The organism is Erysipelatoclostridium sp. An173, assembly GCF_963931465.1.
Classification (GTDB): Bacteria; Bacillota_I; Bacilli_A; order Erysipelotrichales; family Coprobacillaceae; genus Thomasclavelia; species Thomasclavelia merdavium.
The window spans coordinates 2,537,268-2,562,779 of the sequence record NZ_OZ007017.1 but is presented as its reverse complement, the minus strand read 5'-3'; the positions used below and the strand labels follow the sequence as shown (position 1 = coordinate 2,562,779).

Annotated in this window: 31 protein-coding genes; 27 read left to right on the top strand and 4 right to left on the bottom strand. The window is 30.0% G+C overall.

Going from position 1 to position 25,512, the window contains the following annotated elements; genetic code table 11:
* Positions 1 to 109 precede the first annotated feature (109 nt).
* The 5 genes from ABGT36_RS12780 to ABGT36_RS12760 all read left to right on the top strand — a co-directional run bounded on the left by ABGT36_RS12780 (position 110) and on the right by ABGT36_RS12760 (position 4,422).
* On the top strand, positions 110 to 847 hold the full coding sequence (locus ABGT36_RS12780; protein WP_346678313.1) for an acyl-ACP thioesterase domain-containing protein: 738 nt from the start codon (positions 110 to 112) through the stop codon (positions 845 to 847).
* A gap of 398 nt (positions 848 to 1,245) precedes the next feature.
* A complete protein-coding gene (locus tag ABGT36_RS12775) occupies positions 1,246 to 2,193 on the top strand; it encodes a hypothetical protein (protein WP_346678311.1) in 948 nt (315 codons plus the stop codon).
* A 148-nt stretch (positions 2,194 to 2,341) separates the two neighbouring features.
* Positions 2,342 to 3,490, top strand: coding sequence for an NADP-dependent malic enzyme (locus ABGT36_RS12770; protein ID WP_346678309.1), 1,149 nt, complete (start codon positions 2,342 to 2,344; stop codon positions 3,488 to 3,490).
* Positions 3,491 to 3,510: 20 nt separating this feature from the next.
* Complete coding sequence (locus ABGT36_RS12765; protein ID WP_087372463.1) at positions 3,511 to 4,077, top strand: hypothetical protein; 567 nt, start codon at positions 3,511 to 3,513, stop codon at positions 4,075 to 4,077.
* A 45-nt stretch (positions 4,078 to 4,122) separates the two neighbouring features.
* Positions 4,123 to 4,422, top strand: coding sequence for a DUF1294 domain-containing protein (locus ABGT36_RS12760; protein WP_296883616.1), 300 nt, complete (start codon positions 4,123 to 4,125; stop codon positions 4,420 to 4,422).
* Here the strand turns inward: ABGT36_RS12760 and ABGT36_RS12755 are convergent.
* Entirely contained in the window at positions 4,397 to 5,203 is an 807-nt protein-coding gene (locus ABGT36_RS12755; RefSeq protein ID WP_087298606.1) for a methyltransferase domain-containing protein, read from the bottom strand. The genes ABGT36_RS12760 and ABGT36_RS12755 overlap by 26 nt on opposite strands.
* Before the next feature lie 72 nt (positions 5,204 to 5,275).
* Between ABGT36_RS12755 and ABGT36_RS12750 the strand changes: the two genes are divergently transcribed.
* The 5 genes from ABGT36_RS12750 to fba all read left to right on the top strand — a co-directional run bounded on the left by ABGT36_RS12750 (position 5,276) and on the right by fba (position 9,229).
* Positions 5,276 to 6,340 (top strand): metallophosphoesterase, encoded by a 1,065-nt coding sequence (locus ABGT36_RS12750; RefSeq protein ID WP_300082118.1) that lies wholly within the window; start codon positions 5,276 to 5,278, stop codon positions 6,338 to 6,340.
* A gap of 63 nt (positions 6,341 to 6,403) precedes the next feature.
* Positions 6,404 to 6,955 carry a GNAT family N-acetyltransferase gene (locus ABGT36_RS12745; RefSeq protein WP_087298604.1) on the top strand — a complete coding sequence of 184 codons (552 nt, stop codon included), beginning with the start codon at positions 6,404 to 6,406 and terminating at the stop codon, positions 6,953 to 6,955.
* Between the two features lie 16 nt (positions 6,956 to 6,971).
* Positions 6,972 to 7,244, top strand: coding sequence for a hypothetical protein (locus ABGT36_RS12740; protein WP_087298603.1), 273 nt, complete (start codon positions 6,972 to 6,974; stop codon positions 7,242 to 7,244).
* A complete protein-coding gene (locus tag ABGT36_RS12735) occupies positions 7,234 to 7,977 on the top strand; it encodes a TrmH family RNA methyltransferase (protein ID WP_087298602.1) in 744 nt (247 codons plus the stop codon). The genes ABGT36_RS12740 and ABGT36_RS12735 overlap by 11 nt, the downstream gene beginning before the upstream one ends.
* 385 nt (positions 7,978 to 8,362) lie before the next feature.
* Positions 8,363 to 9,229 carry a class II fructose-1,6-bisphosphate aldolase gene (fba, locus tag ABGT36_RS12730; RefSeq protein WP_087298601.1) on the top strand — a complete coding sequence of 289 codons (867 nt, stop codon included), beginning with the start codon at positions 8,363 to 8,365 and terminating at the stop codon, positions 9,227 to 9,229.
* Positions 9,230 to 9,309: 80 nt separating this feature from the next.
* On the opposite strand, the gene ABGT36_RS12725 is transcribed toward fba, so the two are convergent.
* On the bottom strand, positions 9,310 to 9,687 hold the full coding sequence (locus ABGT36_RS12725) for a hypothetical protein (protein ID WP_087372443.1): 378 nt from the start codon (positions 9,685 to 9,687) through the stop codon (positions 9,310 to 9,312).
* A gap of 294 nt (positions 9,688 to 9,981) precedes the next feature.
* Between ABGT36_RS12725 and ABGT36_RS12720 the strand changes: the two genes are divergently transcribed.
* Positions 9,982 to 11,250, top strand: coding sequence for a UDP-N-acetylglucosamine 1-carboxyvinyltransferase (locus ABGT36_RS12720; RefSeq protein ID WP_087298600.1), 1,269 nt, complete (start codon positions 9,982 to 9,984; stop codon positions 11,248 to 11,250).
* Between the two features lie 107 nt (positions 11,251 to 11,357).
* Positions 11,358 to 11,561: a 50S ribosomal protein L31 gene (gene rpmE, locus ABGT36_RS12715; protein WP_087298599.1), complete on the top strand. Its 204-nt coding sequence runs from the start codon at positions 11,358 to 11,360 to the stop codon at positions 11,559 to 11,561.
* 227 nt (positions 11,562 to 11,788) lie between these two features.
* Here the strand turns inward: rpmE and ABGT36_RS12710 are convergent, their stop codons facing one another.
* Positions 11,789 to 12,373, bottom strand: a complete 585-nt coding sequence (locus tag ABGT36_RS12710; protein WP_087298598.1) for an AAA family ATPase — start codon at positions 12,371 to 12,373, stop codon at positions 11,789 to 11,791.
* A 169-nt stretch (positions 12,374 to 12,542) separates the two neighbouring features.
* Here ABGT36_RS12710 and ABGT36_RS12705 point away from each other — a divergent pair, with 169 nt between their 5' ends.
* The 11 genes from ABGT36_RS12705 to ABGT36_RS12655 all read left to right on the top strand — a co-directional run bounded on the left by ABGT36_RS12705 (position 12,543) and on the right by ABGT36_RS12655 (position 21,904).
* Entirely contained in the window at positions 12,543 to 13,292 is a 750-nt protein-coding gene (locus ABGT36_RS12705; RefSeq protein WP_087298597.1) for an MBL fold metallo-hydrolase, read from the top strand.
* Positions 13,282 to 13,761, top strand: coding sequence for a 23S rRNA (pseudouridine(1915)-N(3))-methyltransferase RlmH (rlmH, locus tag ABGT36_RS12700; RefSeq protein WP_087298596.1), 480 nt, complete (start codon positions 13,282 to 13,284; stop codon positions 13,759 to 13,761). Before ABGT36_RS12705 ends, rlmH begins: the two co-directional genes overlap by 11 nt.
* 296 nt (positions 13,762 to 14,057) lie before the next feature.
* Positions 14,058 to 14,336: a hypothetical protein gene (locus ABGT36_RS12695; RefSeq protein ID WP_087298595.1), complete on the top strand. Its 279-nt coding sequence runs from the start codon at positions 14,058 to 14,060 to the stop codon at positions 14,334 to 14,336.
* A gap of 1 nt (position 14,337) precedes the next feature.
* Positions 14,338 to 14,820, top strand: coding sequence for a peptidylprolyl isomerase (locus tag ABGT36_RS12690; RefSeq protein WP_300082127.1), 483 nt, complete (start codon positions 14,338 to 14,340; stop codon positions 14,818 to 14,820).
* Positions 14,821 to 14,998: 178 nt separating this feature from the next.
* A complete protein-coding gene (locus ABGT36_RS12685) occupies positions 14,999 to 15,607 on the top strand; it encodes a GyrI-like domain-containing protein (RefSeq protein ID WP_300082130.1) in 609 nt (202 codons plus the stop codon).
* Between the two features lies 1 nt (position 15,608).
* The gene (gene yfcE / locus ABGT36_RS12680) at positions 15,609 to 16,151 is read left to right on the top strand and encodes a phosphodiesterase (RefSeq protein WP_087298592.1); all 543 of its coding nucleotides are present in this window, start codon (positions 15,609 to 15,611) and stop codon (positions 16,149 to 16,151) included.
* 126 nt (positions 16,152 to 16,277) lie between these two features.
* On the top strand, positions 16,278 to 16,580 hold the full coding sequence (locus tag ABGT36_RS12675; protein WP_087298591.1) for a PTS sugar transporter subunit IIB: 303 nt from the start codon (positions 16,278 to 16,280) through the stop codon (positions 16,578 to 16,580).
* A gap of 169 nt (positions 16,581 to 16,749) precedes the next feature.
* Positions 16,750 to 17,466 (top strand): GntR family transcriptional regulator, encoded by a 717-nt coding sequence (locus tag ABGT36_RS12670; protein WP_346678301.1) that lies wholly within the window; start codon positions 16,750 to 16,752, stop codon positions 17,464 to 17,466.
* Between the two features lie 201 nt (positions 17,467 to 17,667).
* Complete coding sequence (locus ABGT36_RS12665; protein WP_346678299.1) at positions 17,668 to 18,972, top strand: PTS transporter subunit EIIC; 1,305 nt, start codon at positions 17,668 to 17,670, stop codon at positions 18,970 to 18,972.
* A gap of 155 nt (positions 18,973 to 19,127) precedes the next feature.
* On the top strand, positions 19,128 to 19,640 hold the full coding sequence (locus ABGT36_RS12660; protein ID WP_087298588.1) for a PH domain-containing protein: 513 nt from the start codon (positions 19,128 to 19,130) through the stop codon (positions 19,638 to 19,640).
* 182 nt (positions 19,641 to 19,822) lie between these two features.
* A complete protein-coding gene (locus tag ABGT36_RS12655; RefSeq protein ID WP_346678296.1) occupies positions 19,823 to 21,904 on the top strand; it encodes a glutamine synthetase III in 2,082 nt (693 codons plus the stop codon).
* 405 nt (positions 21,905 to 22,309) lie between these two features.
* Here the strand turns inward: ABGT36_RS12655 and ABGT36_RS12650 are convergent, their stop codons facing one another.
* On the bottom strand, positions 22,310 to 22,714 hold the full coding sequence (locus ABGT36_RS12650; RefSeq protein WP_346678295.1) for a VanZ family protein: 405 nt from the start codon (positions 22,712 to 22,714) through the stop codon (positions 22,310 to 22,312).
* A gap of 236 nt (positions 22,715 to 22,950) precedes the next feature.
* Here ABGT36_RS12650 and ABGT36_RS12645 point away from each other — a divergent pair, with 236 nt between their 5' ends.
* The 4 genes from ABGT36_RS12645 to ABGT36_RS12630 are packed head-to-tail and all read left to right on the top strand — an operon-like array spanning position 22,951 to position 25,472.
* Complete coding sequence (locus ABGT36_RS12645) at positions 22,951 to 23,253, top strand: PepSY domain-containing protein (RefSeq protein ID WP_087372413.1); 303 nt, start codon at positions 22,951 to 22,953, stop codon at positions 23,251 to 23,253.
* 5 nt (positions 23,254 to 23,258) lie between these two features.
* The gene (locus ABGT36_RS12640; RefSeq protein ID WP_087298583.1) at positions 23,259 to 23,912 is read left to right on the top strand and encodes a response regulator transcription factor; all 654 of its coding nucleotides are present in this window, start codon (positions 23,259 to 23,261) and stop codon (positions 23,910 to 23,912) included.
* Entirely contained in the window at positions 23,909 to 24,967 is a 1,059-nt protein-coding gene (locus tag ABGT36_RS12635) for a HAMP domain-containing sensor histidine kinase (RefSeq protein WP_346678292.1), read from the top strand. Before ABGT36_RS12640 ends, ABGT36_RS12635 begins: the two co-directional genes overlap by 4 nt.
* Position 24,968: 1 nt before the next feature.
* Complete coding sequence (locus ABGT36_RS12630; RefSeq protein ID WP_087298581.1) at positions 24,969 to 25,472, top strand: PepSY domain-containing protein; 504 nt, start codon at positions 24,969 to 24,971, stop codon at positions 25,470 to 25,472.
* Positions 25,473 to 25,512: the final 40 nt, after the last annotated feature.

The window sequence follows — 25,512 nt, the reverse complement described above, 5'->3', positions numbered from 1 at the left end:
GTGATAGATATGGTAAAAAAACATTAATGTAATATTAGTAAATAATAACTTGTTTTTCTAATAAATATAGATACAATTATATATAGTATTAATTGAAAAGGGTGGTCGTATGCAAAATGTTGTTTCAAGCTTAAACTTAACGGTCGAATGTCAGGAAGCAGATTATAAGGGGAATTATCGTATTTCAGCTTTATTTTCTAAATTATCAGATTTAGCGACTCAAAATGCGATTAAAGTTGGAATTTGGAATCCTGAATTAGGAGATCATTATGGTTTTGTTCTGTCAAAAGAAACGATGGTTTTAAAAAGACCAATTAAAGTAGATGAGAAAATTGTATTGCATACTCGAGCAGCTGATCGGAAAAGAATACAATTCATTCGTAATTATTGGGTAAATGATGAATGTGGTGATGAAATTGCTGCTATGTATTCTTTATGGACATTGATTGATTTAAAAAATCGGAGAATTATTAAGCCGGAAAAAGCGGGTATTGTGATGCCGGAATTAAAACCGTATCAATATACTATCGAAAGTTATCATGAAATAAAAAAAGACTTAGAACTTACATATGTAATGAAACGTCAGGTTTTATATAGTGATGTGGATGTTAACCAGCATATGAATAATAGTCGTTATATTGAATGGGCCTTAGATGCTATTGCAATGGAAGTATTTGATAATAAGTATTTTAGTGAAGTGAGTGTTTTTTTTAAAAAAGAAATGGCACCGGGGACAGTTGCTAAAATATATCGTTATATTGATGATGAATATGTCAAGATTGTTTTTAAATCGGAAGATGAAGAAATTGATTATTTTGAATTTGGTGGTTATTTAGTTGCAGTCTAATAAAATTTTCATACGATGAAAATAGATTTTCAATATTTGAAAATATTTTTATTAATTATATGCTATTATATTTTTGTCCCAAATATCTATAATAGTATTCGTTTTCCCGTATAGAATACAGATATTTAAAAAGCCCCGTCCCAAGGGCTTTTTTCCTAACTTAAAATCAAATACCATAAAAAATCTAGTACATTGGTACTAGATTTTTTTGACTCATATATTCATATGTGATGTTTTAGTGATATAAATAATGTTATTAGTTATATCATAAATCTTTAAAATTACTATAAAAACTAATAAAAATTATGCTTTAGTTGTGATAAAATTATGATTATTGATATAAAATAAATTGACTGTTTTTAACTGATGGGCTAAGATTAAATTAAGAGGTAATCATTATGGCAATAAAAAAGAAATTAAAAAAATTTTTGTGGTCAACTAAAAAACAACAAATAGTCACATCGGTATTTTTAGGTTTCATTACAATTGCGGTAATTGGTGGTTGTTTATATACTTTTAAGACTGATAAACCAGTGTATCAAAAACAGGAAGATAAAATTTATAATAATATTAAAAAAACACATGATGAAAGTGATTTAAAAGGACTGGTTACTGGGATTAGCGATCGTTATATTGTTCAAAATGCTACAGGTATTAATTATTTTTATAATATTCAATGTAATAGTGAAATTATTAAGTATATAAATGTTGATGATTCGACGGTTGATTTAGCAACTCCAGGTAGTTATCAAATAAAATATACTATAGGAGCTAAAACTAAAAAACTGGCAGAATATTTAAAAGAAAGCAGCACTGCTAATGAAGATGAAGTTGAAGAAATTGTTGTTAATAAAAAAATAAATGTCATCACTTTAGAAGAAGCTATTACTTTAGCTGATGCTGGTAATTTTGTTTATAGTGATAATAATCAGTTAGTGAGTAAAAGTGATGGAACAGTAACAGATGTTAGTGAAGAAACAATTGAAAATGCAACAAGCCCAGAATCTTTAGAAGATGATGAAACTGAAAATGAGCGTTCTACTAATCAACGACCATCTAATTCTAATGATCAGCAATCTGATAATAATTCCAATACTCATCATCATAGCTGGCAAGAAATAACTGAAATACGTCACGTTGAAGCAACTGGACATTATGAAGAAGTCGAAGTGGCGATATGTAATGAATGCGGATATGAAAATGGTCATAGTGAAAATTGTAGTCAAAATGCTGGATATACAATTAATATTCGACCAATATGGGTTCAAGATAGTGAAGCTTATGATGAAGTTGTTGTTGGTTATCGTTGTAGTGGTTGTGGGGCTGTTAGTGATATAACATATTAAAATAAGCTAGTCTTATAAGATGGTTAATTAACCATTTTACAAGATTAGTTTTTTTGTTGATAAAATAATTTTATTTTTACAACAAATAGTCAACTATTTGTATTATAATGACTTTGTATACAAATTATAAAAAGGAAGGTTAGTAAAGATGGATATTTATGATAAAGCAGTAGAATTACATCGTAGTAATAAAGGTAAGTTAGAAGTAGTTTCAAAAGTAAAAGTTAATAGTATGGATGATATGGCTTTAGCTTATACACCAGGAGTAGCAAGACCTTGCACTCTTATTAAAGAAGATGAAGATAAGGCTTATGAATTAACAGGTAAAGGCAATAGTATTGCAGTTGTAACTGATGGAAGTGCAGTATTAGGACTTGGAAATATTGGGCCTAAAGCAGCAATGCCTGTTATGGAAGGTAAAGCGGTATTATTTAAAGAATTTGCCAATATTGATGCATATCCAATTTGTTTAGATACTCAAGACACAGAAGAAATTATTAAAGCAGTAAAATATATTGCACCTGGTTTTGGGGGTATTAATTTAGAAGATATTAGTGCACCACGTTGTTTTGAAATTGAAGAACGTTTAAAAGCAGAATTAGATATTCCAGTATTCCATGATGACCAGCATGGTACAGCAATAGCAGTTAGTGCTGGATTGATTAATGCTTTAAAATTAGTTAAGAAAAACATGAGTGAAGTTAAAGTGGTTATTAATGGTGCTGGAAGTGCAGGAATTAGTATTTGTAAATTATTATTACAACTAGACGTTAAAAACATTACTATGGTAGATCGTTTAGGGATTGTATGTACTGGTGAAAGCTGGATGAATAACGCTCAAGAAGAAATTGCTAAAGTAACTAATTTAGATAAAATGCATGGTACTTTAGTAGATGCTATTAAAGGTAGTGATGTATTTATTGGAGTATCAGCAGCTAATGTATTAACACCTGAAATGGTTAAAACAATGAACAATGATGCGATAATTTTTGCCATGGCTAACCCACAACCAGAAATTGAACCATCATTAGCGTTAGAAGCAGGGGCTCGGGTAGTAGCAACAGGACGTAGTGATTATCCAAATCAAATCAATAACGTTTTAGTTTTCCCAGGTATTTTCAGAGGGGCTTTGGATGGACGAGTTGATAATATTACTGAAGAAATGAAAATAGCTTGTGCTAAAGCGATTGCTAATATTATTCCTGAAGATCAGTTAAAAGAAGATTATATAATTCCTGATGCTTTTGATAAAAGAGTTGTACCAGCTGTAAGAAAAGCGGTAATAGAAGCTAAATAAGCACAAAGGAGGTGGACGGGATGATTTTAGATTATCCTAAAGTATATGAAAATAAACAATTAATAGGTCATGGTGGGAATCAAGACTGGTTTATTGATTCATGGGCTAGAAAAGCAGGTTGTGCCAGTGTTAGTGCTACAGATATTTTCATATATTATACTAAAAAGGAAACGGAATTTGATAAGCGAGAGTATCTTGATTATATGAATGAAATGTTTAAGGTAATGGAACCTGGTAAACGAGGTTTTCCTTATGTTTATCTTTATGCCCGTCGCCTTAGTAAATTATTAAATGATTGTAGTTATCAAATCATTCGTCGTCCTCGAGTGGTTGATGCAAGTAAAATTGTTTGTGCCAGTATTGATGATGGTCATCCATTAGGATTATTGATTTTAACTCATCGGCGTCGAGCGGTTCGTGATGATTTGTGGCATTGGGTCACTATTGTTGGATATGAAGAAACTAAAAAGGGTCTGGTGATTATCTTTTTAGATTGCGGGGAGTTAAAAAGAATTCCAGCCCGGATTATTTTTGAAAAAAGTCGGATGAATGTTGTTAAGATGGTTAGATTTTTTTATTCAAAGTAAAAGATTGAGATTTTCTCAATCTTTTTGTCTAAATGAGGTATTATGATGGATAGACATATTTATATATATTTACTTATTGTTAATGTTATTGCATTTATTTTATATGGAGCTGATAAATATAAAGCCAAACATCATTATTGGCGAATATCTGAAAAAACACTTTTTGCTGTAACGATAGCTGGTGGTGGAGTAGGAGCACTTATTGCAATGTATGTTTTTAGACATAAAACTAAAACACCCCTTTTTAAATGGGGTGTTCCAATCGTTTTGTTAATACAAATATTAATATATTTATTATTAGTAAAACAAAGTTTTACAGTTATACTTGATAAACTGTTATTTTAACATCAATTGTGACATTTAATTTATCAAGAGTATCTAGAACGCTACGGCGTTCTTTTTTGATATGGTAATAATGTGGTGTCATTTTCAATAGATTTAAAGCATCTTCACGATTTGGGATTTCAATAGTTTTAACTAAATCAAAAGATTCAACGTTTTTAAAATCTAAACGAATATATTTATCACTTTTGACTTTGATTTCATCATAAATCAGTTCCTTGATTTCAATTAAATGATTAGGGTTAGCAGTTACATGAATAATATAACCACCAGGTTTTAAAGTTCTTTCTAGTTCTTTTTGATTAACTACAGTAAATAGAGCAGTAATAAAATCAAGTGAATGATCTAAGATTGGGATATTTTTACTATTACCGACAATCCAATAGATATCTTTAGTATATTTTGTAGCCATATTAATAGCCTCTTTAGAAATATCTAAACCATAAATATTATCATTTTTAAAAGCGTTCTTTAAACCATTAGTATAATAACCTTCACCACAACCTAAATCTAATATTTCTAATTGTTGATTGTTTTGATATTTATTAATAAGACTAATAACATTATTTAATATAATATCATAATATCCTTTAGTTAAATAAGCTTTTCTAGCTTGTAAGCTTTCTTTACTGTCGCCAGGATTATTAGAAGCTTTATCAGGGTTTAATAATAGATTGATATATTTAGATTTTGCGATATCGTAACAATGATTATTGATACACTTATATGAGTTTCCTTCTTGGATTAGTGCCTGATGGCATTTTGGACAAGCTAATTTGTGCATTTGTTTCACCTCGCAAAGTATTATAACATAATTCTAATCTGTGGTATAATGTTTTATCGAAGGAGATGGCTTATGAGTTGGTTTACATTAATGGAAATGGCTTTAGTTGCCATAATGACTATTTATTTGACATATCATACCCATTTAGTTTTTCGTCCTGTTAAGGAAGCTAAATTAATTACTTTTTTAATTATTGTAGTATTGATTTTTTTATGTCAGATTAGTATGAATGTATTTGGCTTTCTAGTAAATACGTGTTTTTGTTTTATTGTTTTTGATATTATTAATTTAATATTATTTAAAACTAAATTAAATCGTTATTTTAAATTGATTTATCGCCGTGGGATAATTGCTTTGGTTATTAGTATTATTTTAAGTGGTTATGGTATTTATAATGCTAAAAACATAGTTGTTACTACTTATGATGTTGAAATAAATAAAAATTTTGAAGATAAAAGATTGATGGTAGTTTCTGATGTTCATTTAGGTACGGCTATTGGTAAGGATGATTTGGATAAGATCAATGATGAAGCTAATGAAATTAATCCTGATGCAATTGTTTTGCTTGGGGATATTTATGATGAAGGAACAACACAAGAAGAATTTGATTATTCACTGGAAGTTTTTTCTAAATTAGCAGCAGATTTTTCGGTTTATTATGTTGAGGGAAATCACGAAATTGGTTTTCAAGGTGGTAGTCCGTTAAAAGAGTTTAATGTCGTTGATAATCTAGAAAAAATTGGCGTTCAGGTCTTACTTGATCAGGTTGTACAACTTGATGATATATATTTAATTGGCAGGCAAGATTATTCAGTGAAAAGTCGTGTAGCTCTTGAAAATTTAACGAGTAATTTAGATAAAGATAAGCCGTTAGTTTTATTAGATCATCAGCCTCATGAATACGATATTAGTAAGGAACAAGGGATTGATTTAGAATTATCAGGTCACAGCCATGCGGGTCAAATTTTTCCACTAGAATATTTTTATAATTTAATTAATGTTAATGATTTAAATTATGGAATGGAAACTGATGGAAATTTTAATGCTATTGTAACATCTGGGATGGGAACCTGGGGCTATGCAATGCGTACTTCTAGGCATAGTGAAATTTTAGTTGTTAACTTGATTAGTAATTAAACTAAATATTTTTGCTTAAATATTATTGACCGTGTTATAATGTCAAAAGATAAGGAGATAAATATGATTGTTATTGAAACTGTTAAATTAACAGATGCTGCGCGTTTATTAGAAATATATCGGCCCTACGTAGAAAAAACGGCAATTTCTTTTGAATATAAAGTGCCAACTCTTTTGGAGTTTGAACAAAGAATAAAAACGACAGTGGCTAAGTATCCATATTTGGTAGCTAAAGATGGTAATCAAATTGTGGGATATGCATATACGTCAGCTTTTAAACAAAGGGCTGCATATGATTGGGCAGTAGAAACTTCGATTTATGTTGATGTTAACTATTGTGGTCAAGGAATTGGTAGTGCTCTTTATCGAGAATTAGAAAAAATCACTAAAAAGCAAAATATCATTAATATGAATGCTTGTATTAGTAGTGATAATCAAGATAGTATTTCTTTTCATAAAAAAAATGGCTATCGTCAGGTTGCTTATTTTAGTAAATGTGGTTATAAATTTAATAAATGGCATGATATGATTTGGATGGAAAAGTTTGTTGGTAAACATCCAGATAATCCTAAACCAGTAATATCATATTGTAAGTTACTAGAAACTAAAGATTAAAAGGAGGTTTTAAATAATGGGATTGTTTAAAAAGAAAAAGGAAAAAGTGGATTTGGATCAAGTTTTTAAAGATAAATATAAAGATATAAATCGAACTGTGCAGGATGCAAATAATGAAATAGATTTAGAAATTCAAATCTCTTTATTAGAATTAGCGTATGATAAATATAATGATTTATTTGAATTGATAGATCAAGGAGTGGATTATGATAAAGATCATTTTATTTCATTGCAAGCTGATCTAAAGAAACAAATTAATTTATTGAAAGGTTTATCAGATGAAAATTAAAACATATCAAAAAGATTTTGATTATACATATACATTAGGAGTTTTTGAGACGATTGAATTATTAAAAAGCAAACCTGAACAAGTAATCAGAGTATATCTAAAGAGTAATTCACATTTAAACCAAGGAGTAGCTTTGATTAGTGAACTTTGTCAAAAGCATCATATTGAAGTAGTTGAGAGTGATAAAACAATTAATAAGTTGTCTAAAAAAGATAATTGTTTTGCAATAGCAATTATAAAAAAATATCCAAGTGTATTAAATGATGGAAATCATGTGGTATTGGTAAATCCTGGCGATATGGGTAATATGGGAACAATTATTAGAACTATGCTTGGTTTTGGTTACAATGATTTAGCGATTATCCGTCCAGGGGTTGATGTGTTTTCTCCTCGAGTAATTCGCTCTTCGATGGGGGCAGTATTTAATATTAATTTTGCTTATTATGATAGTTTTGATGAATATTTAGCTAAATATCCTGATCGAAATATTTATCCTTTGATGTTAAAGGGAGCTGAAAATATCCATCGTTTTAAAATACCTGAAAAAAAATATTCATTAGTATTTGGTAATGAAAGCAGTGGCTTACCTGATGAATATTTGAATTATGGTCAATCAATCTTTATACCACATACAGATAAAATAGACTCATTAAATTTATCAATGGCTTTAGGAATAACGCTGTGTTATTTTTCTAAAGATAATTTTATAGATAAAACGGTTTTAAGAGATTAGAAGGTGTGTTATGTGGGAGCACACCTTTTTATGTAAATGTTAATGATAAAATATTATTGACATAATAATAAAATATAATATAATAAAACTGTCAAAATATTTTGACCGGCTTTAAAAGGCTGTTAGGAGTGATTGCTATTCTAATTGTTCTCCAAATATATGTTTTAGTACTATCTCTCCTGTATCTAAAGAAAATGACACGATGTATTTACCATAAAACGATATATTTCCCACTGGTATCTGTTTTGTATGGCTGTTTTCTATTGGTAATGACTTGATTAAGTGTCATTTTCTTTTTTTAACTAAAAAAAACTCATTGTTTTTATGGAAATTTAGAGGAAATAATAGTATTATTATAACAGAAAAAAGAAAAGGAGAATTTATTATGGGATTAGTTTCAGCAACAGAAATGTTAAATAAAGCAAAAGAAGGACATTATGCAGTTGGTCAATTTAACATTAATAATCTTGAATGGACAAAATCTATTCTTTTAACTGCAGAAGAATTAAAAGCGCCAGTAATTTTAGGAGTATCTGAAGGTGCTGCTAAATATATGACTGGTTATAAAACAGTAGCAGCTATGGTATCAGCAATGGTTGATTCATTAGGAATTACTGTACCTGTAGCTTTACACTTAGACCATGGTAGCTATGAAGGAGCTAAAGCTGCTTTAGATGCTGGTTTCTCTTCAATCATGTTTGATGGTTCTCATTATGGAATTGAAGAAAACATTGAAAAAACTAAAGAAATCGTTGAATTATGCCATGCAAAAGGTGTTTCTGTAGAAGCAGAAGTAGGATCTATCGGTGGTGAAGAAGACGGTGTTGTCGGAAAAGGTGAAGTAGCCGATCCAAAAGAATGTAAAATGATCGCTGATTTAGGAGTAGATTTCTTAGCAGCTGGTATTGGAAATATTCATGGTAAATATCCAGAAAATTGGGAAGGTTTAGACTTTAATGCATTAGATGCTATCCAACAAGAAACTGGAAAATTGCCATTAGTATTACATGGTGGAACTGGAATTCCTGAAGATATGATTAAAAAAGCAATCAACTTAGGTGTTTCTAAAATCAATGTAAATACTGAATGTCAATTATATTTCCAAGAAGCAACAAGAAAATACATTGAAGCTGGAAAAGATTTAGAAGGTAAAGGATTTGACCCTCGTAAATTATTAGCACCAGGTGCTGCAGCTATTCAACAATGTGTTAAAGAAAAAATGGAAATCTTTGGATGCATTGGTAAAGCATAATAGAAGATATTTAAATTTGGGAATCTCACTTAATTGTGGGATTCTTTTTTTGTAAATAAAAATCTTGGCCGAGCCAAGATTTAAAAGAGAGCTTTTTGAATTTTATCAAAAATGGTTATTATAAACATGATGATTATGATAATGCTTATTATCTTAAAGGCTTTTTTTCTTCGTGCATTTCTTTTTTCATAGTCAATTAAATTATTATATTTTCGATATAGATGTCGACCACGAATTTGAATGATTAAAGCAGCTGTTAATATAAGCAGACTAAGAATTGTTATATAGAAATTTGTTGTTTTAGAATATCTATTAACTAATGTTACAATGACTAAAGTGAGAGAAAATAAATAATCACAAGTAAAAAACCATTCATAATTATTACGGTTTTTAAAATAGATTATAAATAAAACTAGGGCGCTAAGAAAAGAAAGATAGTTCCAGTCAATTGCTGGCATAATGAAAACCTCCTTTTTACGTCTTTGATGGCTATTTTTTAAATAAAACAATGATGGGGTGGGAAGTTTTTTCTAATTATATAATATCATATTATAATTCATTTAGGATAGTTTTAAACTTATATTGACGGTTATAAAGTTTGGTTTTAAAATAGTATAAACTCATTTGTTTTATTTTGGTGATAAGTTAGATTTGACTAAAATCATTTGTGAAATTAAATTTTAAATTTAGGTTGTTTTTGCCTATAATTTAATATATAGTAGTAACGTAGAAAAAAATAAAGGAGGACTAAAATGAGTGAGGTAATTGCTATTGAAGGCGGACATAAATTAAATGGAACAGTGGTTATAAGTGGTGCGAAAAATGCTACCGTAGCTTTAATTCCTGCGATTGTCTTAGCGGATAGTCCTGTGACTATATATGGTGTACCCAATATTTCTGATGTAGATGCATTAGGAGTATTATTGAAAGAATTGAATTGTGAAGTTATAAAGGGTGATGGAGAGCTTGTTGTTGATCCATCAAATTTAATAAATAAACCATTAGTAAGCGAAGCTGTTGATAAACTTAGAGCTTCTTATTATTTAATGGGGGCATTACTTGGGAAATGTAAAAAAGTTACTATGAAAATGCCTGGTGGGTGTTTTTTAGGGCCTCGTCCAATTGATTTACATATCAAAGGATTTGAAGCTTTAGGGGCGACTGTTAATTATTGTGAAAATGGAACTTATACAATTGAGGCAGAACGTTTAGTAGGAAATAAAATCTATTTAGACTTTGCTTCAGTAGGAGCAACTATTAATATTTTATTAGCAGCGGTTAAAGCTGAAGGAAAAACAACAATTGAAAATGCAGCTAAAGAACCAGAAATTATCGATGTAGTCAACTTGCTTACTAAAATGGGAGCTAAAATTCGTGGCGCTGGTACTGATACGATTACTATTGAAGGGGTAGAAAAACTTGATGGATGCTATCATGAAATTATTCCTGATCGTATCGAAGCTGGAACATTTTTAATTATAGCAGCTGCGGCTGGAGAAAAAGTGATTGTTCAAAATGTTATCCCACAACATTTAGAGGCGGTTACTTCAAAACTGAAAGAAGTCGGCGTAAAAATGGATATAATTGGTGATAGTATAATTGTTCATGGTGGTATAGAAAACTTAAAACCAGTGGATATTCGTACTCAAGTGTATCCAGGTTTTGCAACTGATTTACAACAGCCATTAACAGCATTGTTGACGCAATGTCAAGGAGTTTCTCAGGTGGTAGAAACTATTTATCCAGAAAGATTTGGACATTGTTATCAGTTAAATTCAATGGGAGCGAAAATTGATCAAGAAGAAGCGATGTGTTATGTCAATGGGCCAACTAAATTGCATGGTAATCGAGTTTATGCAACTGATTTAAGATGTGGGGCGGCATTGATTGTTGCTGCATTATTGGCAGATGGTGTTACTGAAATTGGTAATGTTTATCACATTGATCGTGGCTATGAAAATATTGATCATAAGTTAATTTCGCTTGGTGCGGTCATTACAAGACGCCAAGTTGAAGATTAATTGATAAATTAGAAAAAATGTCTTGAAATCTTAATATTTTAATGTTATTATACTATGGCAACTTACTTTGTAGTCAAAGGACTATAAGGCGGAAGGAGATTGAGAAAATGAAAAAAGGAATTCATCCAAATTACAAAAAAGTAAAAGTCGTTTGTACTTCTTGTGGAAACGAATTTGAATCAGGATCAGTATTAGACGAAGTACGTGTTGATACTTGCTCTAATTGTCATCCTTTCTATACTGGTAAACAAAGATTTGCTAGTGCTGATGGACGAGTAGAAAAATTCAATAAGAAATACGGTTTAAAATAATCGATTGAGGCTTCGGCCTCTTTTTTTGTGCAAAATAAAAAATCTTATTTAAAAATAAGACTTGAAATATTATGTAAATAAAATTATAGCTATTAATCCCTAGCTGCTGCTTCTCGGGCAAAGGCAATCATTAGATCTGCAATGGGAAAGCAGGAGAAACAGCAGCAAGAGTATTTTCAGCTTATTTAAATTGGTTTTAAATAAGCATAGAAAAGCATATTTGTTGTTTATTTTTTATCTTGAAGATAGATATCAGCGATAATTTGGGCAACTCGTTCGATACCTAAATCACTATTGATTGTTAAATCAAAGTTTTTTAAATGACCCCATTTTTTAGTGGTATAGTAGTTATAATAATTACTACGTCCTTTATCGCGCTTCATGACATATTTTTTATAATCATCATGTTGTTCTTTATATACTTCTTTAACACGATGGATTCTTGACTCTAATGGGGCGTGAATAAAGATGGTTAAAACATCATCATAATCTTCTAAAATATAGTCGGCACATCCGTTAACAATGATACATGAATCATGATTAGCTAGATGGCGTATGATTTTAGATTGCATAACAAAAACTTGGTCATTTAAAGGTAAGCTGAACGCTGCTGACGACATTGTATACATAAAGCTTGAAGATTTTTGTTCAGAAACTTTACGAATTGCATCAACATCCATTCCCATTTCTTTTGCCGCTAAATCAATTACTTCATTATCGTAGTAGAATAAACCAACTTTTTCGGCTACTTTTTGTGCAATTAAGCGACCACCAGAACCGTATTCTCTGGCAATTGTAATTATTCTAGGCATAATAAATCCCCCTTTATTTAATATTTTATCACAAATGATAGTAATGATGATACTTTTTTTATTTATAGAAATAATTTACGTTAAAATTAAATTTGCATTTTGATGAGATTAAAATAATTGTTTTTATTTATGTTTATTTGTATAATATTGTAAATAAAGAGGAGGAAAAATGGAATTTCATGTATTAGCAAGCGGTTCAAAGGGAAATAGTACTTTTATTTTTGACCATGGGGTTGGCATTTTGATAGATTGTGGTATCACTAGGAAACAATTGTTATTCAAATTAAAAAGTCTGGGTTTTGATGAAAGCAATATTAATGTTGTTTTATTAACTCATGATCATTATGACCATAATAAAAATATTGGTATTTTTGACACTAAAATCTGTTTTTGTGGAAAAGGGTGTATAAAAGATGTTGACGATAGCCATATTTTAAAGCCGTATCAAGAAATACAGTTAAGTGGATATAAAATATTGCCCTTAAGTATTTCTCATGATGCAACAAGCCCATTGGCTTTTGTAATTGAAGGGAGTAAAGAAAATATTTTATATATGACTGATACTGGTTATGTATCGCAAAAAAATCGTCAGTATCTTCACAATCTAAATTATTATATTATTGAAAGTAATCATGATATTGAGATGTTAATGGCAACTAAACGACCATTTTTTTTAAAACAAAGAATACAAAGTGACACTGGACATTTAAACAATGAATACAGTGCTCGATTGATGGTTGAGATGATTGGGGATAAAACTAAGGAAATTGTTTTAGCACATTTAAGTGAAGAAGCCAATACAAAAGAAAAAGCTTTGGCTACCTATCATCAGATTTTTATCGAAAATGGTGTTGATTTTGAAAATATTAAAGTAGCTAGTCAAGTTGATGTAGTTAGTGGAGGCAAACGTGAAGATTAAAATTATTTGTGTTGGAAAATTAAAAGAAAAGTATTTAGTAGCAGGGATAAAAGAATATTTAAAAAGATTGCAAGCATATTGTAAAGTTGAAGTATATGAAGTTAGCGATGAAAGTATTCCTAATAACTGTTCTTTGTCTGAGGAGACAATTATAAAGGCTAAAGAAGGACGAAGGATGTTAGATAAAATCAAACAAGATGATTATGTTATTTTATTGGATGTTGATGGAAAACAGTTAGATTCAGTTGAGTTAGCTAATAATATGGAAAGTGCAATGATTTCAGGAAAAAGTACGATTGATTTTGTTATTGGTGGTTCTTTAGGCCATGGTGAAGAAATATTAGATCGAGCTGATTTACGCTTAAGTTTTTCAAAAATGACTTTTCCGCATCAATTAATGCGTTTGGTTTTGGTAGAGCAAATTTATCGAGCATTTAAAATTATGAAAAATGAGCCGTATCATAAATAATTAAATAATTTAAAAAGTAAAAATAAATGATGGATAAGGGCAACAAAGTGCCCCTTTTTGCAGTAAAAAATGTATTTCATAAATGAAGGATAGATTAGCAAATATATTATTCTTAAATTTCTATCTTTTTATCAAAAATTACATAAGTATTAAAAAAATTATGATTTAATTAGTTGTGATAAAATTAATAAGTAAAAATTATATTTGTGATAATTGGATATGTTTAAGATATTTTAAATAGAAGTTGTTTTATTAAGTGTAAGCATGATATGATATGAAAAAAGGAGGCGTTGACTGTGGAAGTTGTTTTGGTAATTAGCATGTTTGTTTGTACAGCTTTAGCGTTAAACTTTCTGGTGAATGGAAAACATAAGTTATCAGGAACGTTTGAAGTTATAAATTTGTGTTTGATCGTAGCGACAGCATATCAATTTAAATTGGTTGATACGATTATTTGGGTATTAATAGTATTGGCACTTATTATTCTTGTTTTATTATTTTTAAATAAGAAAAGAAAAGATAAGAAAATGCAAAGTGAATTAATTGAAGCGAGAATTGTTGATAAAGGAGAATAAAATGGAAACTGTAAATATTGTAATTGAAATGGAAAATGGAGATGTAATGAAAGGAGAATTATATCCTGAAGTTGCACCAATAACTGTAAAGAATTTTTTAGATTTAATTGATCAAGATTTTTATGCAGGATTAATTTTTCACCGCGTTATTCCTGGATTTATGATTCAAGGAGGCGGATATGATGCAAGTTTTAACCATCATGAAGCACCAAGTATTAAAGGCGAGTTTAGCAGTAATGGCGTGAAAAATGATTTGTTACATACTCGTGGAGTGTTATCAATGGCACGAACAATGATACCAGATTCGGCATCATCACAATTTTTTATTATGCACGAAGCAGCACCACATTTAGATGGTGAATATGCAGCATTTGGTAAAATTACTGATGGATTGGAAGTAGTTGATAAAATTGCTAATGCGTCAAGAAATTTTCAAGATTGCCCAAATGAGCCAATTGTGATTAAAACAATTAAACGTGTTTAAAATGGGAAATAGGTTTGGATAGCAGGCTTTAATAACGTAGAGGTAGTAACTAACCGGATGATTTGAATACTAGCTTCTTTTATAGAAGCTAGTATTTTTGTGAATTGAAACTTTACGATTTTTAAGTGGTAATTTTAGGCAAAAGTTATATAATAGTTTAAAGATAGGGGATGATGCGATGGATAAATATGATATTAAAAAGAAATATTCACAATTGTATCGAGCTACGACTAAAAAAATAAGCCGATTAATGGTGCCTAAAATGAAATACATTGCTGTTGATGGGGTTGGAAATCCTACCGTTGCAGAATTTAAACTTAAGTCAGAACTGATGTTTAGCTTAAATAAAATTTTAAAAGAATATTATTTGATGGAAAATATTCAATTTAGTGGTGCTAAACTTGAAGGAATTTGGGATACGTATGATAACAGTCATTTTGATGTAACACGTAAAAAAATGATTAAGTATACATTATTGATGCCTCAACCTGATATATTAACAAATGAAATGCTTGAGGAGGCTAAAGCAAAATTGTTTAGTAAAACAGAGAGTTTTTTTTCTTTGGATATTTATTTAAAGGAATTCGAAGAAGGGGAATGTTTACAGATGTTACATATTGGTCCCTATAACACAGAAATAAATTCTACTAAAAAGTTAATGGAGTATATTACGGTAGCTAATTTAAAATTAAGTGGATTTCATCATGAAATATATTTAAATAATCCTAAAAAAGTAGCACCTGAAGATTTAAAAACTATAGTACGTTATCCGGTGGAGGGGAATTAAAATGAAATTAATGTTTATATCCGATATACATGGATCATATTATTATTTAAATAAAGCACTAGAAGCTTATTATAATGAAAAGCCTGATAAGTTAATTTTATTAGGCGATTTATTATATCACGGGCCTCGTAATGATTTACCGAAAGAATATGCACCTAAGAAGGTTATACCTGTTTTGAATGATTTAAAGAATACAATTATTGCTGTTAGAGGAAATTGTGACGCAGAAGTTGATCAGATGGTTCTTGATTTCCCGATGATGGCAGATTATGCAACAATTGATGTTGATGGACATCATTTCTTTTTAAGTCATGGTCATTTATTTAATGAAGAAAATTTACCTAATTTAAATGAGGGTGATATTTTTGTTTATGGTCATATTCATAGACCAGTAGCTAAGTGCGAAAATGGGATTTATATTATAAATCCATCATCAATTTCTTTGCCTAAAGAGGGAAGGAATAGTTATGGTATTTATGAAGATGATAAATTTATTATTAAAGAATTTGATAATACAATTGTAAAGGAAATTATAATTAAATAAATATAAGAAATATTAGTAACACGCGTCAAAAATATTTAATAAAATTGATAGAAATAATATATGAAAGTGTTATAATATAAGTACATAGAAAACTAAATAATTAGATGTGAAAGGAGTAATTTTTTTATGTACAAAATTTTATTGGTATGTAATGCTGGAATGTCTACAAGCATGCTAGTACAAAGAATGGAAAAAGCTGCTGAAGCTGATGGTATTGATGCTAAAATCATTGCTTTACCAATTACAGATGCAGCTACTCAATTGGATGAATGGGATGTTATAATGTTAGGCCCACAAGTTCGTCATGAATTAAAAGGATTAAAAACAAAAACAACTACACCTATAGAAGTAATCGAAATGCGCGATTATGGAATGATGAATGGTGAAAATGTATTAAAAGCAGCAATTAAAGTTATTGATTCTAAATAATAGTTATCTATAAAAAGCCCTAATGGGCTTTTTTGTTTTGTTTAAAAAATGCAAGTTCTTAATGTTTTTTTATTGATTGATTTATCTAGATGTTAAATAATTAAAAAGTCCGTGCAAATTTATTAAAAGTATGGTATTTTTAAATTAGAGAGCAGCTAGGAGGGGTATCATGGTAAAATACATCGAAATTGCAGATGATATTAGATCCAAGATAAAAGGTGGCAAATACACCTATGGACAAAAACTCCCATATGAATATGTATTATGTGTGACATATCATTGTAATAAAGAAACAATGAAAAAAGCTCTGGATATTTTGGTTAAAGAGGGATTGATAATTAGAAGACGAGGGGCTGGAACTTTTGTTAAGGATTATGATCCGTCTTCTGATTCGCCTAATAAAGCTAATCTTTTTACTAAAGGATTGACACAACGTTATGAAGGAATTAAAAAAATTGAAACAGAGATAATTGTTTTTGAAGTTATTCCAAGCGATGAGCATATATCGAAAAAATTACAAATTGAAGAAGGTTCGTTTGTTTATCATATTATAAGATTTAGAAAGCTAGACAATCGACCCTATGCTTTGGAAATTATTTATATGCCAATATCAGTAATTCCTAATTTAAAACTGGAACATTTAAAATCATCAATTTATCGATATATTGAAAAAGATTTAAAACTAAAAATCCAAAGCGCTCATAAAAAAGTTCGTGGGCATTTATCATCACCTTTGGAACAGCAATATTTAGGACTAAAGGAAACGGATCCGTATTTTGAAGTTGAACAGATAGCGTACTTAAGTACTGGCGTAATTTTCGAGTATTCATTTTCAAGGTTCCATTATAATGATTTTGAGTTACAAACTGTTACAGTTGCTACGTGAAACGCTACATTATGTAAGCGTTTTTAATTTTTTTTCAAAAAAATATACGGTTAAAAACCCTCAATATACCAATGTTTTTTTAGTCGATACCGGTTTTATTTTTAAAAGTATGGTACTTTTAATTGCAAAAAGCATTGACTTTTTGGCAATTAAATTTTATACTTATATTGTCAATAGATATTTTAAGGGAGGAAAAAATATATGGACAAAATGGCAGATGTCCTTGGACGTGTTGGTGCGTGGTGTGGACAAAACAAGTATTTATCTGCAATTAAAAATGCGTTCCAAACTTTCATGCCTTTAACTATTGCCGGTGCGATAGGGGTATTATGGTGCAACGTATTAGTTAACGCAGATTCTGGGTTAGGTATGTTCTGGGAACCAATCATGGCTCTTGATTTTATTAACCCAGCATTCTCAGCAATTCAATTTGCTACAATTTCATGTATCACAGTTGGTATCACTTTTGGTATCGCTCAAGAAATTGGTGAATCAAATGGTGAAACTGGATACTTCGCAGGTTTATTAGGACTTGCTTGCTGGTTAGCAGTAACTCAAAATAGTTATACAATCGAAGGTGCTAAAGATGCTTTCGCTGGTATCAGTGGAAACGCTTTAGGTGCAACTGGTCTATTTACAGGTATGATTATTGGTGTTGTTTCAGTTGAAATCTTCTGTGCATTACGTAAAGTTGATAAATTGAAATTAAAAATGCCTGAATCAGTTCCACCTGGTGTTGCTCGTGCATTCGAAGTATTAATTCCTGCATGTATCACTTTAATTATCATTGCTGTTATCGGTCGTTTAGCTGAAATGGCAACTGGTCAATATTTAAATGACTTGATCTCTACTTATATTCAAGGTCCTTTAGGTTCAATTGGTGCTACAGTTCCAGGTATTATCGTTATTTATGTATTAATCATGTTATTCTGGTTAGTTGGTATCCATGGTAACAACATGTTATCAGCTGTAAAAGAAGCTTTATTTACTCCAATTATGCTTGAAAATATTGAAACTTTCTCAAAAACTAACGATGCTTATAGCGATGAATTAGGAATTTTCGCAATGGCTTGGTTACAAATGTTCGGTGAATTCGGTGGTTCTGGGGTTACAATCGGTTTAGTTATCTCAATCTTAGTATTCGGTAAACGTGAAGATAACCGTACAATCGCAGGTATCTCTTTAGTTCCAGCATTATTCAACATTAACGAAACTGTTACATTTGGTATCCCAATGGTATTAAACCCAATCTTAGGTATTCCATTCGTATTGGCTCCAATTGCAACTATTATGGTTGGTTATATTTTAACAGTTATTGGCTTCTGTCCAAAAGCAGTTATCAATACTCCTTGGACAACTCCACCTATCTTACATGGTTTCTTAACTACAGGTGCCAATGTAATGGGTGCAGTTTCTCAAGCAATTGCTTTGGTTGTATCTATCGTAATCTATGCACCATTCTTAATTGCATACGAAAGATTCCAAAACAAACAAGCTGCAGAATAAAAATAATATGTTTGAAAGGAAAGACGGAGTTTCCGTCTTTCTTTTATTTAATAATATAGCAGCTATAAGTTATGGGTTTGGGATAATTTATAATTGCTATAATGTTTTAGGTACGATATAATATTATAGTAAATATTTTTAGAAAAGAGGTTATTATGAAAAAAATAGAATTTAAACGGGCGTTAAATCCGGCAATTTTATATTTTGAAATATTTTATATAATATATGTGGTTGTAGAATTTATCTTTGGTAATTTAATGAGCGCAATTATTGTAGCTATTTTTGGTATAGCGATAGTAGTTTATTTCAATTTATTTCGTCCTTATAAATATACAATAGAACGTAAAAACTTAATTATTAATCGTCGTCTTGGCAAAGATAAAGAAATTAATCTTCTTACTTGTGAAACAATTTGTGATCCGGTTCCAAAGATGACTAAAATCATTACTAGCCCTCGTGCTTTAGAAATTTATACAGGAAATAAAAAAAGAATTGTTGTTACACCTAGAGATCGTATGAAATTTATTGAAGAAGTTGTTAGAGTTAATAAACGTATTCATGTTCAAAATAAAGAATATGCGGCAACTCATCATTCATATGAAAAGAAACGTAAAAGAAGATTGAAGGAAGAAGCACAAGCTGCTAGAAAGCAGGAAACAAAAAGTTAATATAATAATAAAAAAGTAATCGCTATGATTACTTTTTTTGTTGATGAATAAATATTATCAGAATAATAAAAAAATATTATTTTAATGTTGACACTAGAAACAACTAACTGTATAATAACGGCATACAAGGCATATATTATATATATATGGTTGTATTGGTAAACTACAAGGGGGAACTTAGAATGGAAGATATGAATAAGTTATTAGAAGATTACGGAATTTTAGCTTTCACTGATGATACAATGAAAGAACGTATTCCTAAATCTATTTACAAAGCTTTTCATGAATCTTTAGATAAAGGTGAAGAATTATCTAAAGAATGTGCTACAGTAATTGCGAACGCAATGAAGATTTGGGCATTGGAACATGGAGCTACTCATTTTTCACACTGGTTTATGCCAATGACAGGTTTAACAGCTGAAAAACATGATGCATTTTTAGAACCAGAAGGATCTAAAGCGGTTTTACAATTTAGTGGTAAAACTTTAAGAAAAGGTGAACCTGATGCTTCATCATTCCCATCTGGTGGCTTAAGAGCAACATTTGAAGCTCGTGGATATACTGCATGGGATTGTACATCACCTGCGTTTGTTAAAGATGGAACACTATATATTCCTACTTTGTTTTGTTCATATACAGGTGAAGCACTAGATAAAAAGACACCATTACTTAGATCATGTGATGCTTTATCTAAAGCGGCATGCCGTTTATTACCATTAATTGGTGTAGATGGAGTAACAAAAGTATCAGCTTCTGTTGGTGCTGAACAAGAATATTTCTTGGTAGAAGATAAATATTATCAAGAAAGAATGGACTTAAAATTAACAGGTAGAACTTTATTTGGTGCAATGGCACCTAAAGGTCAAGAATTAGAAGATCACTATTTTGGAAGTCTTAAACGTAAAGTTGCTGCTTTCATGAAAGATTTGGATCGTGAATTGTGGAAATATGGTATTCCATCAAAGACTAAACACAATGAAGTTGCTCCTGCTCAACACGAAGTTGCTTGTGTATATACAAAAGTAAATATTACTAGTGACAACAACCATTTGTTAATGCAGATCATGCAGGATGTTGCTAAGGCTCATGGTTTACGTTGTTTATTACATGAAAAACCTTTTGCTGGTGTAAATGGTTCTGGTAAACATAATAACTGGTCTGTTATGACAAATACTGGTATTAATTTATTTGATCCAGGTAGTAATCCAGTTGAAAATAAACCATTTATTGCATCACTTGCATGTACTATTAAAGCGGTTGATGAATATGCTGATTTATTAAGAATGAGTATTGCAAGTGCTGGTAATGATCATCGTTTAGGTGCTAATGAAGCACCGCCAGCAATTATTTCAATGTTTTTAGGAGAAGATTTAAATGCATTAATTGAAGAAATTTGTGATGGTAAAAAGATTAGTAAAATTGATACTGGACGTTTTGCAACTGGGGTATCAGTTGTTCCAACATTCTCTAAAGATAATACTGATCGTAACCGTACTTCACCATTTGCATTTACTGGAAATAAATTTGAATTTAGAGCAGTTGGTTCTAGTCAATCAATTGCCGGGCCAAATACTATTTTAAATGCTATTTTAGCTGATGAAATGGAAAAAATGGCAGATGAATTAGAAGCTGGAAAAACTTTTGACGAAGTTGTTAAAGAATTTATTTCTGAACATAAAAGAATTATCTTTAATGGTGATGGATATTCAGCTGAATGGGAAGAAGAAGCAGCTAGACGTGGTTTATTAAATAATAAAAATACTGTAGATGCTTTAAAATGTTTAAAAGAAGAAAAGAATTTAGAAATGCTTGATCGCTTAGGTGTTTATAGCCGTGTTGAATTAGGTTCTCGTTATGAAATTTTACTTGAAAACTATGTTAAAACAATCCAAGTAGAAGGATTAACAGCGTTAAAGATGGCTAAAACACAAATCTATCCTGCAGTTTGTGATTATTTGAGTAAAGTATCTTCAGAAGTTATTTCTGGAAAAGAAGCGGGTATTGATGTTGGTTTCTTAGTTGATGATGCAAATAAATTAGCAGGATTAATTAAAACAATGAAACAACAAATCGATGTTTTAGATAAAGATATTGCTGATGCTCAAAATATGGATGTAGAAATATTTGAACAAGCAGTTGCATGGCGTGATAATGTATTTAAAGCAATGAATGAATTACGTGAAACTGTAGATACAGTTGAAACATTAGTAGATGCTGACTATTGGCCAATTCCAACATATGTAGATTTACTATTTGGAATTTAAAAATATCTAATTAAATAATATGAAGACATGAGCTTGAGAGTTTCTTTAGGGCTCATGTTTTTTTTGTTTTTTTTATGGGTGCCTAATAGCATTTTTATAAAAGCGTATAATAATATAAGGAGGTAAGACATGTATCTTCCAAGTATTGATTCGTTGAGTTTTACAGGGATAGCTGTTATTCTTGGTTTTTTTTTACTAATGAGTTTTCAGTAAATGAACAAGCGGCATTAGGAGCCTGGTTTAATGTAATTGGTGATATTTTATCATCAAATGCAGCCTGGCAGGCAGTATTAAATGAGTGTTTTGAAGATAAAGAAAAGGGTGATGAAGATAGTTTGACTGTAATTAAAGAGGCTTTAGAAAAGTTAAAAGATAAAGTTGAAAAGTGTGAAAAAGAAAATGAACCTAATAATCATTAGATTCATTTTTCTTTTTTTGCCATAAATAAAGAAACAGTAGCATTATTAAACAGCCAGTACTATCAATTATAATATCAGTGAATTGACCACTTCTGCCACTAATAAACAATTGGTGAAATTCATCGCTACAAGCATATAAAAAAGAAATTAAAAATGTTATTTGGAATATAATTCTTTTATTAAAAGCAATTTTAATTAGTGCGTAATATGTAAATAACGCTAGGATAGCATATTCACTCATATGAGCTACTTTACGGATTAGAAATGTTAATGTTTCTTTATCGATATTTATAAATTGTAAAATTATATTAGCAAAAAAATTGCTTTGTGATGAAGAGTCGTTACCGTTAGTATTCGACATTATAAAAATAAAAATCATCCAAATAATCATCGGTAAAAAGTATCTTATTTTTTTCATGGAAATAATTATAGTAGATATTGCAAAATATGACAAGTTTTTAATGAAGAAATCGTTTAGTTTGATAGTATTAGTGATTAAGTGATAAAATTAAGATATTAAAGAGAAAAGATGTATGTTTATGAGAAAATTCTCATTTAATTATTATGTGTTTTTAAGCAAAAACAATTAAAATTAAGTTATGATATAGATGTAAAGGAGGAAATGAGATGGAAAAATTGTTAAGGTATAAAAAACAAGTAGTTATTATAGCTGTTTTGTTAATAGTTCTAATTGTTTTTTCAGGAATATATATTTTGAATACAACTTTAAACAATATTAACTGTTCTAAAAGTGAAGCACACATGATCGCTTTAAATCATTTTCCTGGATCAATAATATCCTCTGAAATTGAATATGATAACTTAGAAATAATATATGAAATTGCAATTCGTGACCAGAATTTAGAAGTAATAGATGTAAAAGTTAGTGCAAAAACTAGTGAAATTATCGGTTATGAATATAAGGAGTGATAAAAGTGGCAATACTAATAGTAGAAGATGAAAAAAATATGTCTAATTTATTAAAGTTAGAATTAACGCATAGCGGCTATCAATGTGATCAGGCTTTTGATGGTGAAGATGGATTAAAAAAATCATTAGAGAATGATTATGAATTAATACTTTTAGACTTGATGTTGCCAAGGATAAACGGAATAGAGCTATGTCGCCAATTACGTGAAAAAAAACAAACACCAGTAATTATGTTGACAGCACGTGATGAAGTAATGGATAAAGTAAATGGTTTGCAAGTAGGAGCAGATGATTATTTAGCTAAACCATTTGCAATGGAAGAATTGTTGGCAAGAATTAATGCTTTATTAAGACGAGTAAATATGCAAAATAAAGTTAATGAGTATGTTTATGGTCAAGTTAAAATGATTATTGATAAGCGTCAGGTTTTTTATCAAGAACATGAAGTAACTTTAACTACAACTGAATTTGATTTGTTGGCTCTATTAGTAAAAAATGGTGGTAAAGTGGTCAGTCGTAATGATATTCTTGATCAAGTTTGGGGTTATGATGGTGATGTTTCGACTAATGTTGTTGAAGTATATATTCGGTATTTGCGTAATAAAATGAAAGGTATTCCAATCGAAACAGTTCGTGGAGTAGGGTATCGTTTGGGATGAAAAAAAAGTCATTTCGATTTCAATTAATTAGCTCAACATCATTAATTATTATGAGTGTAATTGTTTTGTTTAGTTTAATTCTTGTACTTTATATGGTTTATTATTTGCTGATTGTCGGTCGTATCTATGCGATGGATGAAGATCTAGCGATTCCTATTGCAGGGGTAGTAATAGTTCTTTTACTAATTTTGTTGGTTGTAGCATTAGTCACAAGTATTATTTGTGGAGTTGTAATTAGCAAGCGTTTTTTAAAAACGGTAGAACAATTTACTAATAATATTCAAAAAATAAAAAGCGATGGTTTTGAACATCGTCTAAAAATTGAAGGAAATGATGAACTAGCAATGTTAGGACGAGAATTTAATGAGACAATTAGTTTGGCACATCAAGCATTAAAACAACAAGATCAATTTGTAAGTGATGCATCACATGAATTAAAAACACCACTTGCAATTATTAAAGGAAACATTGAAATGCTGCAGCGCTGGGGTAAAGATGACCCGGAAATTCTAAATAATGGTTTAGAGGTTGCTCATAGTGAAGTTGAACGTTTAGCGCAATTATGTAATGAATTATTACATTTAACAAGAGAGATGAAGATTCAATGTGATAATCCAATTGAAGTAGGACCAATTGTTGAAGAAATTGTAAATAATTTTAAAGAAATGCATCCAGAATTTGAGTATGTAATTACAATAAATTCAACTGATCAAGTTTGGATGCAACCAGAGCATTTGAAACAATTATTAATCATTTTGATAGATAATGCGATTAAATATGCACGAGATGATTCTAAAAAAATTGAAATATCTTATGATTCATTAAAATTAAAAGTAAAAGATTACGGCATTGGAATAGATACTGATAAAATTGAATATATATTTGATCGTTTTTATCGGGCCGATGAATCAAGAGCCCAAAATAATAACAATTTTGGATTAGGACTGGCAATTGCTAAAAGAGTTTGTAGCAGTTATGGGTATTCATTAGAAGTTGCCAGTACGATAAATGAATATACTGAATTTACAATAACATTTATAAGGAGTAGTGAATGATATGAAAAAATTAGCAAGTTTAGTTTTATTAGGATTAGTATTAGTAGGATGTAGTAATAGCGGTAGTGGTGATGTTATGACGATGGAAGAAGCCCAAAAAATAGCTTTAGAAGAAGTAGATGGTGAAGTTATTAAATCAAGCAAAGATCGTGATGATGGAAGAACATATTATGAGTTTGAAATTGTAACTGATAGTGAAAAATATGATTTAGAAATAGATGGTGAAAGTGGTGATATTGTTAAAAAAGAAAAAGATGATGATTATGTAGCTAATCAAAACACAACTAATAATCAAACTAATCAAACAACTATTACCGAAGACGAGGCTAAGAAGATAGCTACAGATCGGATTGGTGGTAGTGGTGAATTTGTTAGATGTGAATTAGATAATGATGACGGTGTTTTAAAATATGAAATTGAAGTGATTAAAGATAACACTGAATATGATATAGATGTTGATGCCACAACTGGTGAAATTACAAAATACGAAGAAGATCGACGTTAAACTATCCAGATAATTGGATAGTTTTTCTTTTTGTTTGATT

What these genes read in the sequence shown, in the direction of transcription:
- ABGT36_RS12780 (WP_346678313.1), top strand. Translation starts at nt 110, where the DNA reads ATGCAAAATGTTGTTTCAAGCTTAAACTTAACGGTCGAATGTCAGGAA.
- ABGT36_RS12775 (WP_346678311.1), top strand. Translation starts at nt 1,246, where the DNA reads ATGGCAATAAAAAAGAAATTAAAAAAATTTTTGTGGTCAACTAAAAAA.
- ABGT36_RS12770 (WP_346678309.1), top strand. Translation starts at nt 2,342, where the DNA reads ATGGATATTTATGATAAAGCAGTAGAATTACATCGTAGTAATAAAGGT.
- ABGT36_RS12765 (WP_087372463.1), top strand. Translation starts at nt 3,511, where the DNA reads ATGATTTTAGATTATCCTAAAGTATATGAAAATAAACAATTAATAGGT.
- ABGT36_RS12760 (WP_296883616.1), top strand. Translation starts at nt 4,123, where the DNA reads ATGGATAGACATATTTATATATATTTACTTATTGTTAATGTTATTGCA.
- ABGT36_RS12755 (WP_087298606.1), bottom strand. Translation starts at nt 5,203, where the DNA reads ATGCACAAATTAGCTTGTCCAAAATGCCATCAGGCACTAATCCAAGAA.
- ABGT36_RS12750 (WP_300082118.1), top strand. Translation starts at nt 5,276, where the DNA reads ATGAGTTGGTTTACATTAATGGAAATGGCTTTAGTTGCCATAATGACT.
- ABGT36_RS12745 (WP_087298604.1), top strand. Translation starts at nt 6,404, where the DNA reads ATGATTGTTATTGAAACTGTTAAATTAACAGATGCTGCGCGTTTATTA.
- ABGT36_RS12740 (WP_087298603.1), top strand. Translation starts at nt 6,972, where the DNA reads ATGGGATTGTTTAAAAAGAAAAAGGAAAAAGTGGATTTGGATCAAGTT.
- ABGT36_RS12735 (WP_087298602.1), top strand. Translation starts at nt 7,234, where the DNA reads ATGAAAATTAAAACATATCAAAAAGATTTTGATTATACATATACATTA.
- fba (WP_087298601.1), top strand. Translation starts at nt 8,363, where the DNA reads ATGGGATTAGTTTCAGCAACAGAAATGTTAAATAAAGCAAAAGAAGGA.
- ABGT36_RS12725 (WP_087372443.1), bottom strand. Translation starts at nt 9,687, where the DNA reads ATGCCAGCAATTGACTGGAACTATCTTTCTTTTCTTAGCGCCCTAGTT.
- ABGT36_RS12720 (WP_087298600.1), top strand. Translation starts at nt 9,982, where the DNA reads ATGAGTGAGGTAATTGCTATTGAAGGCGGACATAAATTAAATGGAACA.
- rpmE (WP_087298599.1), top strand. Translation starts at nt 11,358, where the DNA reads ATGAAAAAAGGAATTCATCCAAATTACAAAAAAGTAAAAGTCGTTTGT.
- ABGT36_RS12710 (WP_087298598.1), bottom strand. Translation starts at nt 12,373, where the DNA reads ATGCCTAGAATAATTACAATTGCCAGAGAATACGGTTCTGGTGGTCGC.
- ABGT36_RS12705 (WP_087298597.1), top strand. Translation starts at nt 12,543, where the DNA reads ATGGAATTTCATGTATTAGCAAGCGGTTCAAAGGGAAATAGTACTTTT.
- ABGT36_RS12690 (WP_300082127.1), top strand. Translation starts at nt 14,338, where the DNA reads ATGGAAACTGTAAATATTGTAATTGAAATGGAAAATGGAGATGTAATG.
- ABGT36_RS12685 (WP_300082130.1), top strand. Translation starts at nt 14,999, where the DNA reads ATGGATAAATATGATATTAAAAAGAAATATTCACAATTGTATCGAGCT.
- yfcE (WP_087298592.1), top strand. Translation starts at nt 15,609, where the DNA reads ATGAAATTAATGTTTATATCCGATATACATGGATCATATTATTATTTA.
- ABGT36_RS12675 (WP_087298591.1), top strand. Translation starts at nt 16,278, where the DNA reads ATGTACAAAATTTTATTGGTATGTAATGCTGGAATGTCTACAAGCATG.
- ABGT36_RS12670 (WP_346678301.1), top strand. Translation starts at nt 16,750, where the DNA reads ATGGTAAAATACATCGAAATTGCAGATGATATTAGATCCAAGATAAAA.
- ABGT36_RS12665 (WP_346678299.1), top strand. Translation starts at nt 17,668, where the DNA reads ATGGACAAAATGGCAGATGTCCTTGGACGTGTTGGTGCGTGGTGTGGA.
- ABGT36_RS12660 (WP_087298588.1), top strand. Translation starts at nt 19,128, where the DNA reads ATGAAAAAAATAGAATTTAAACGGGCGTTAAATCCGGCAATTTTATAT.
- ABGT36_RS12655 (WP_346678296.1), top strand. Translation starts at nt 19,823, where the DNA reads ATGGAAGATATGAATAAGTTATTAGAAGATTACGGAATTTTAGCTTTC.
- ABGT36_RS12650 (WP_346678295.1), bottom strand. Translation starts at nt 22,714, where the DNA reads ATGATTATTTGGATGATTTTTATTTTTATAATGTCGAATACTAACGGT.
- ABGT36_RS12645 (WP_087372413.1), top strand. Translation starts at nt 22,951, where the DNA reads ATGGAAAAATTGTTAAGGTATAAAAAACAAGTAGTTATTATAGCTGTT.
- ABGT36_RS12635 (WP_346678292.1), top strand. Translation starts at nt 23,909, where the DNA reads ATGAAAAAAAAGTCATTTCGATTTCAATTAATTAGCTCAACATCATTA.
- ABGT36_RS12630 (WP_087298581.1), top strand. Translation starts at nt 24,969, where the DNA reads ATGAAAAAATTAGCAAGTTTAGTTTTATTAGGATTAGTATTAGTAGGA.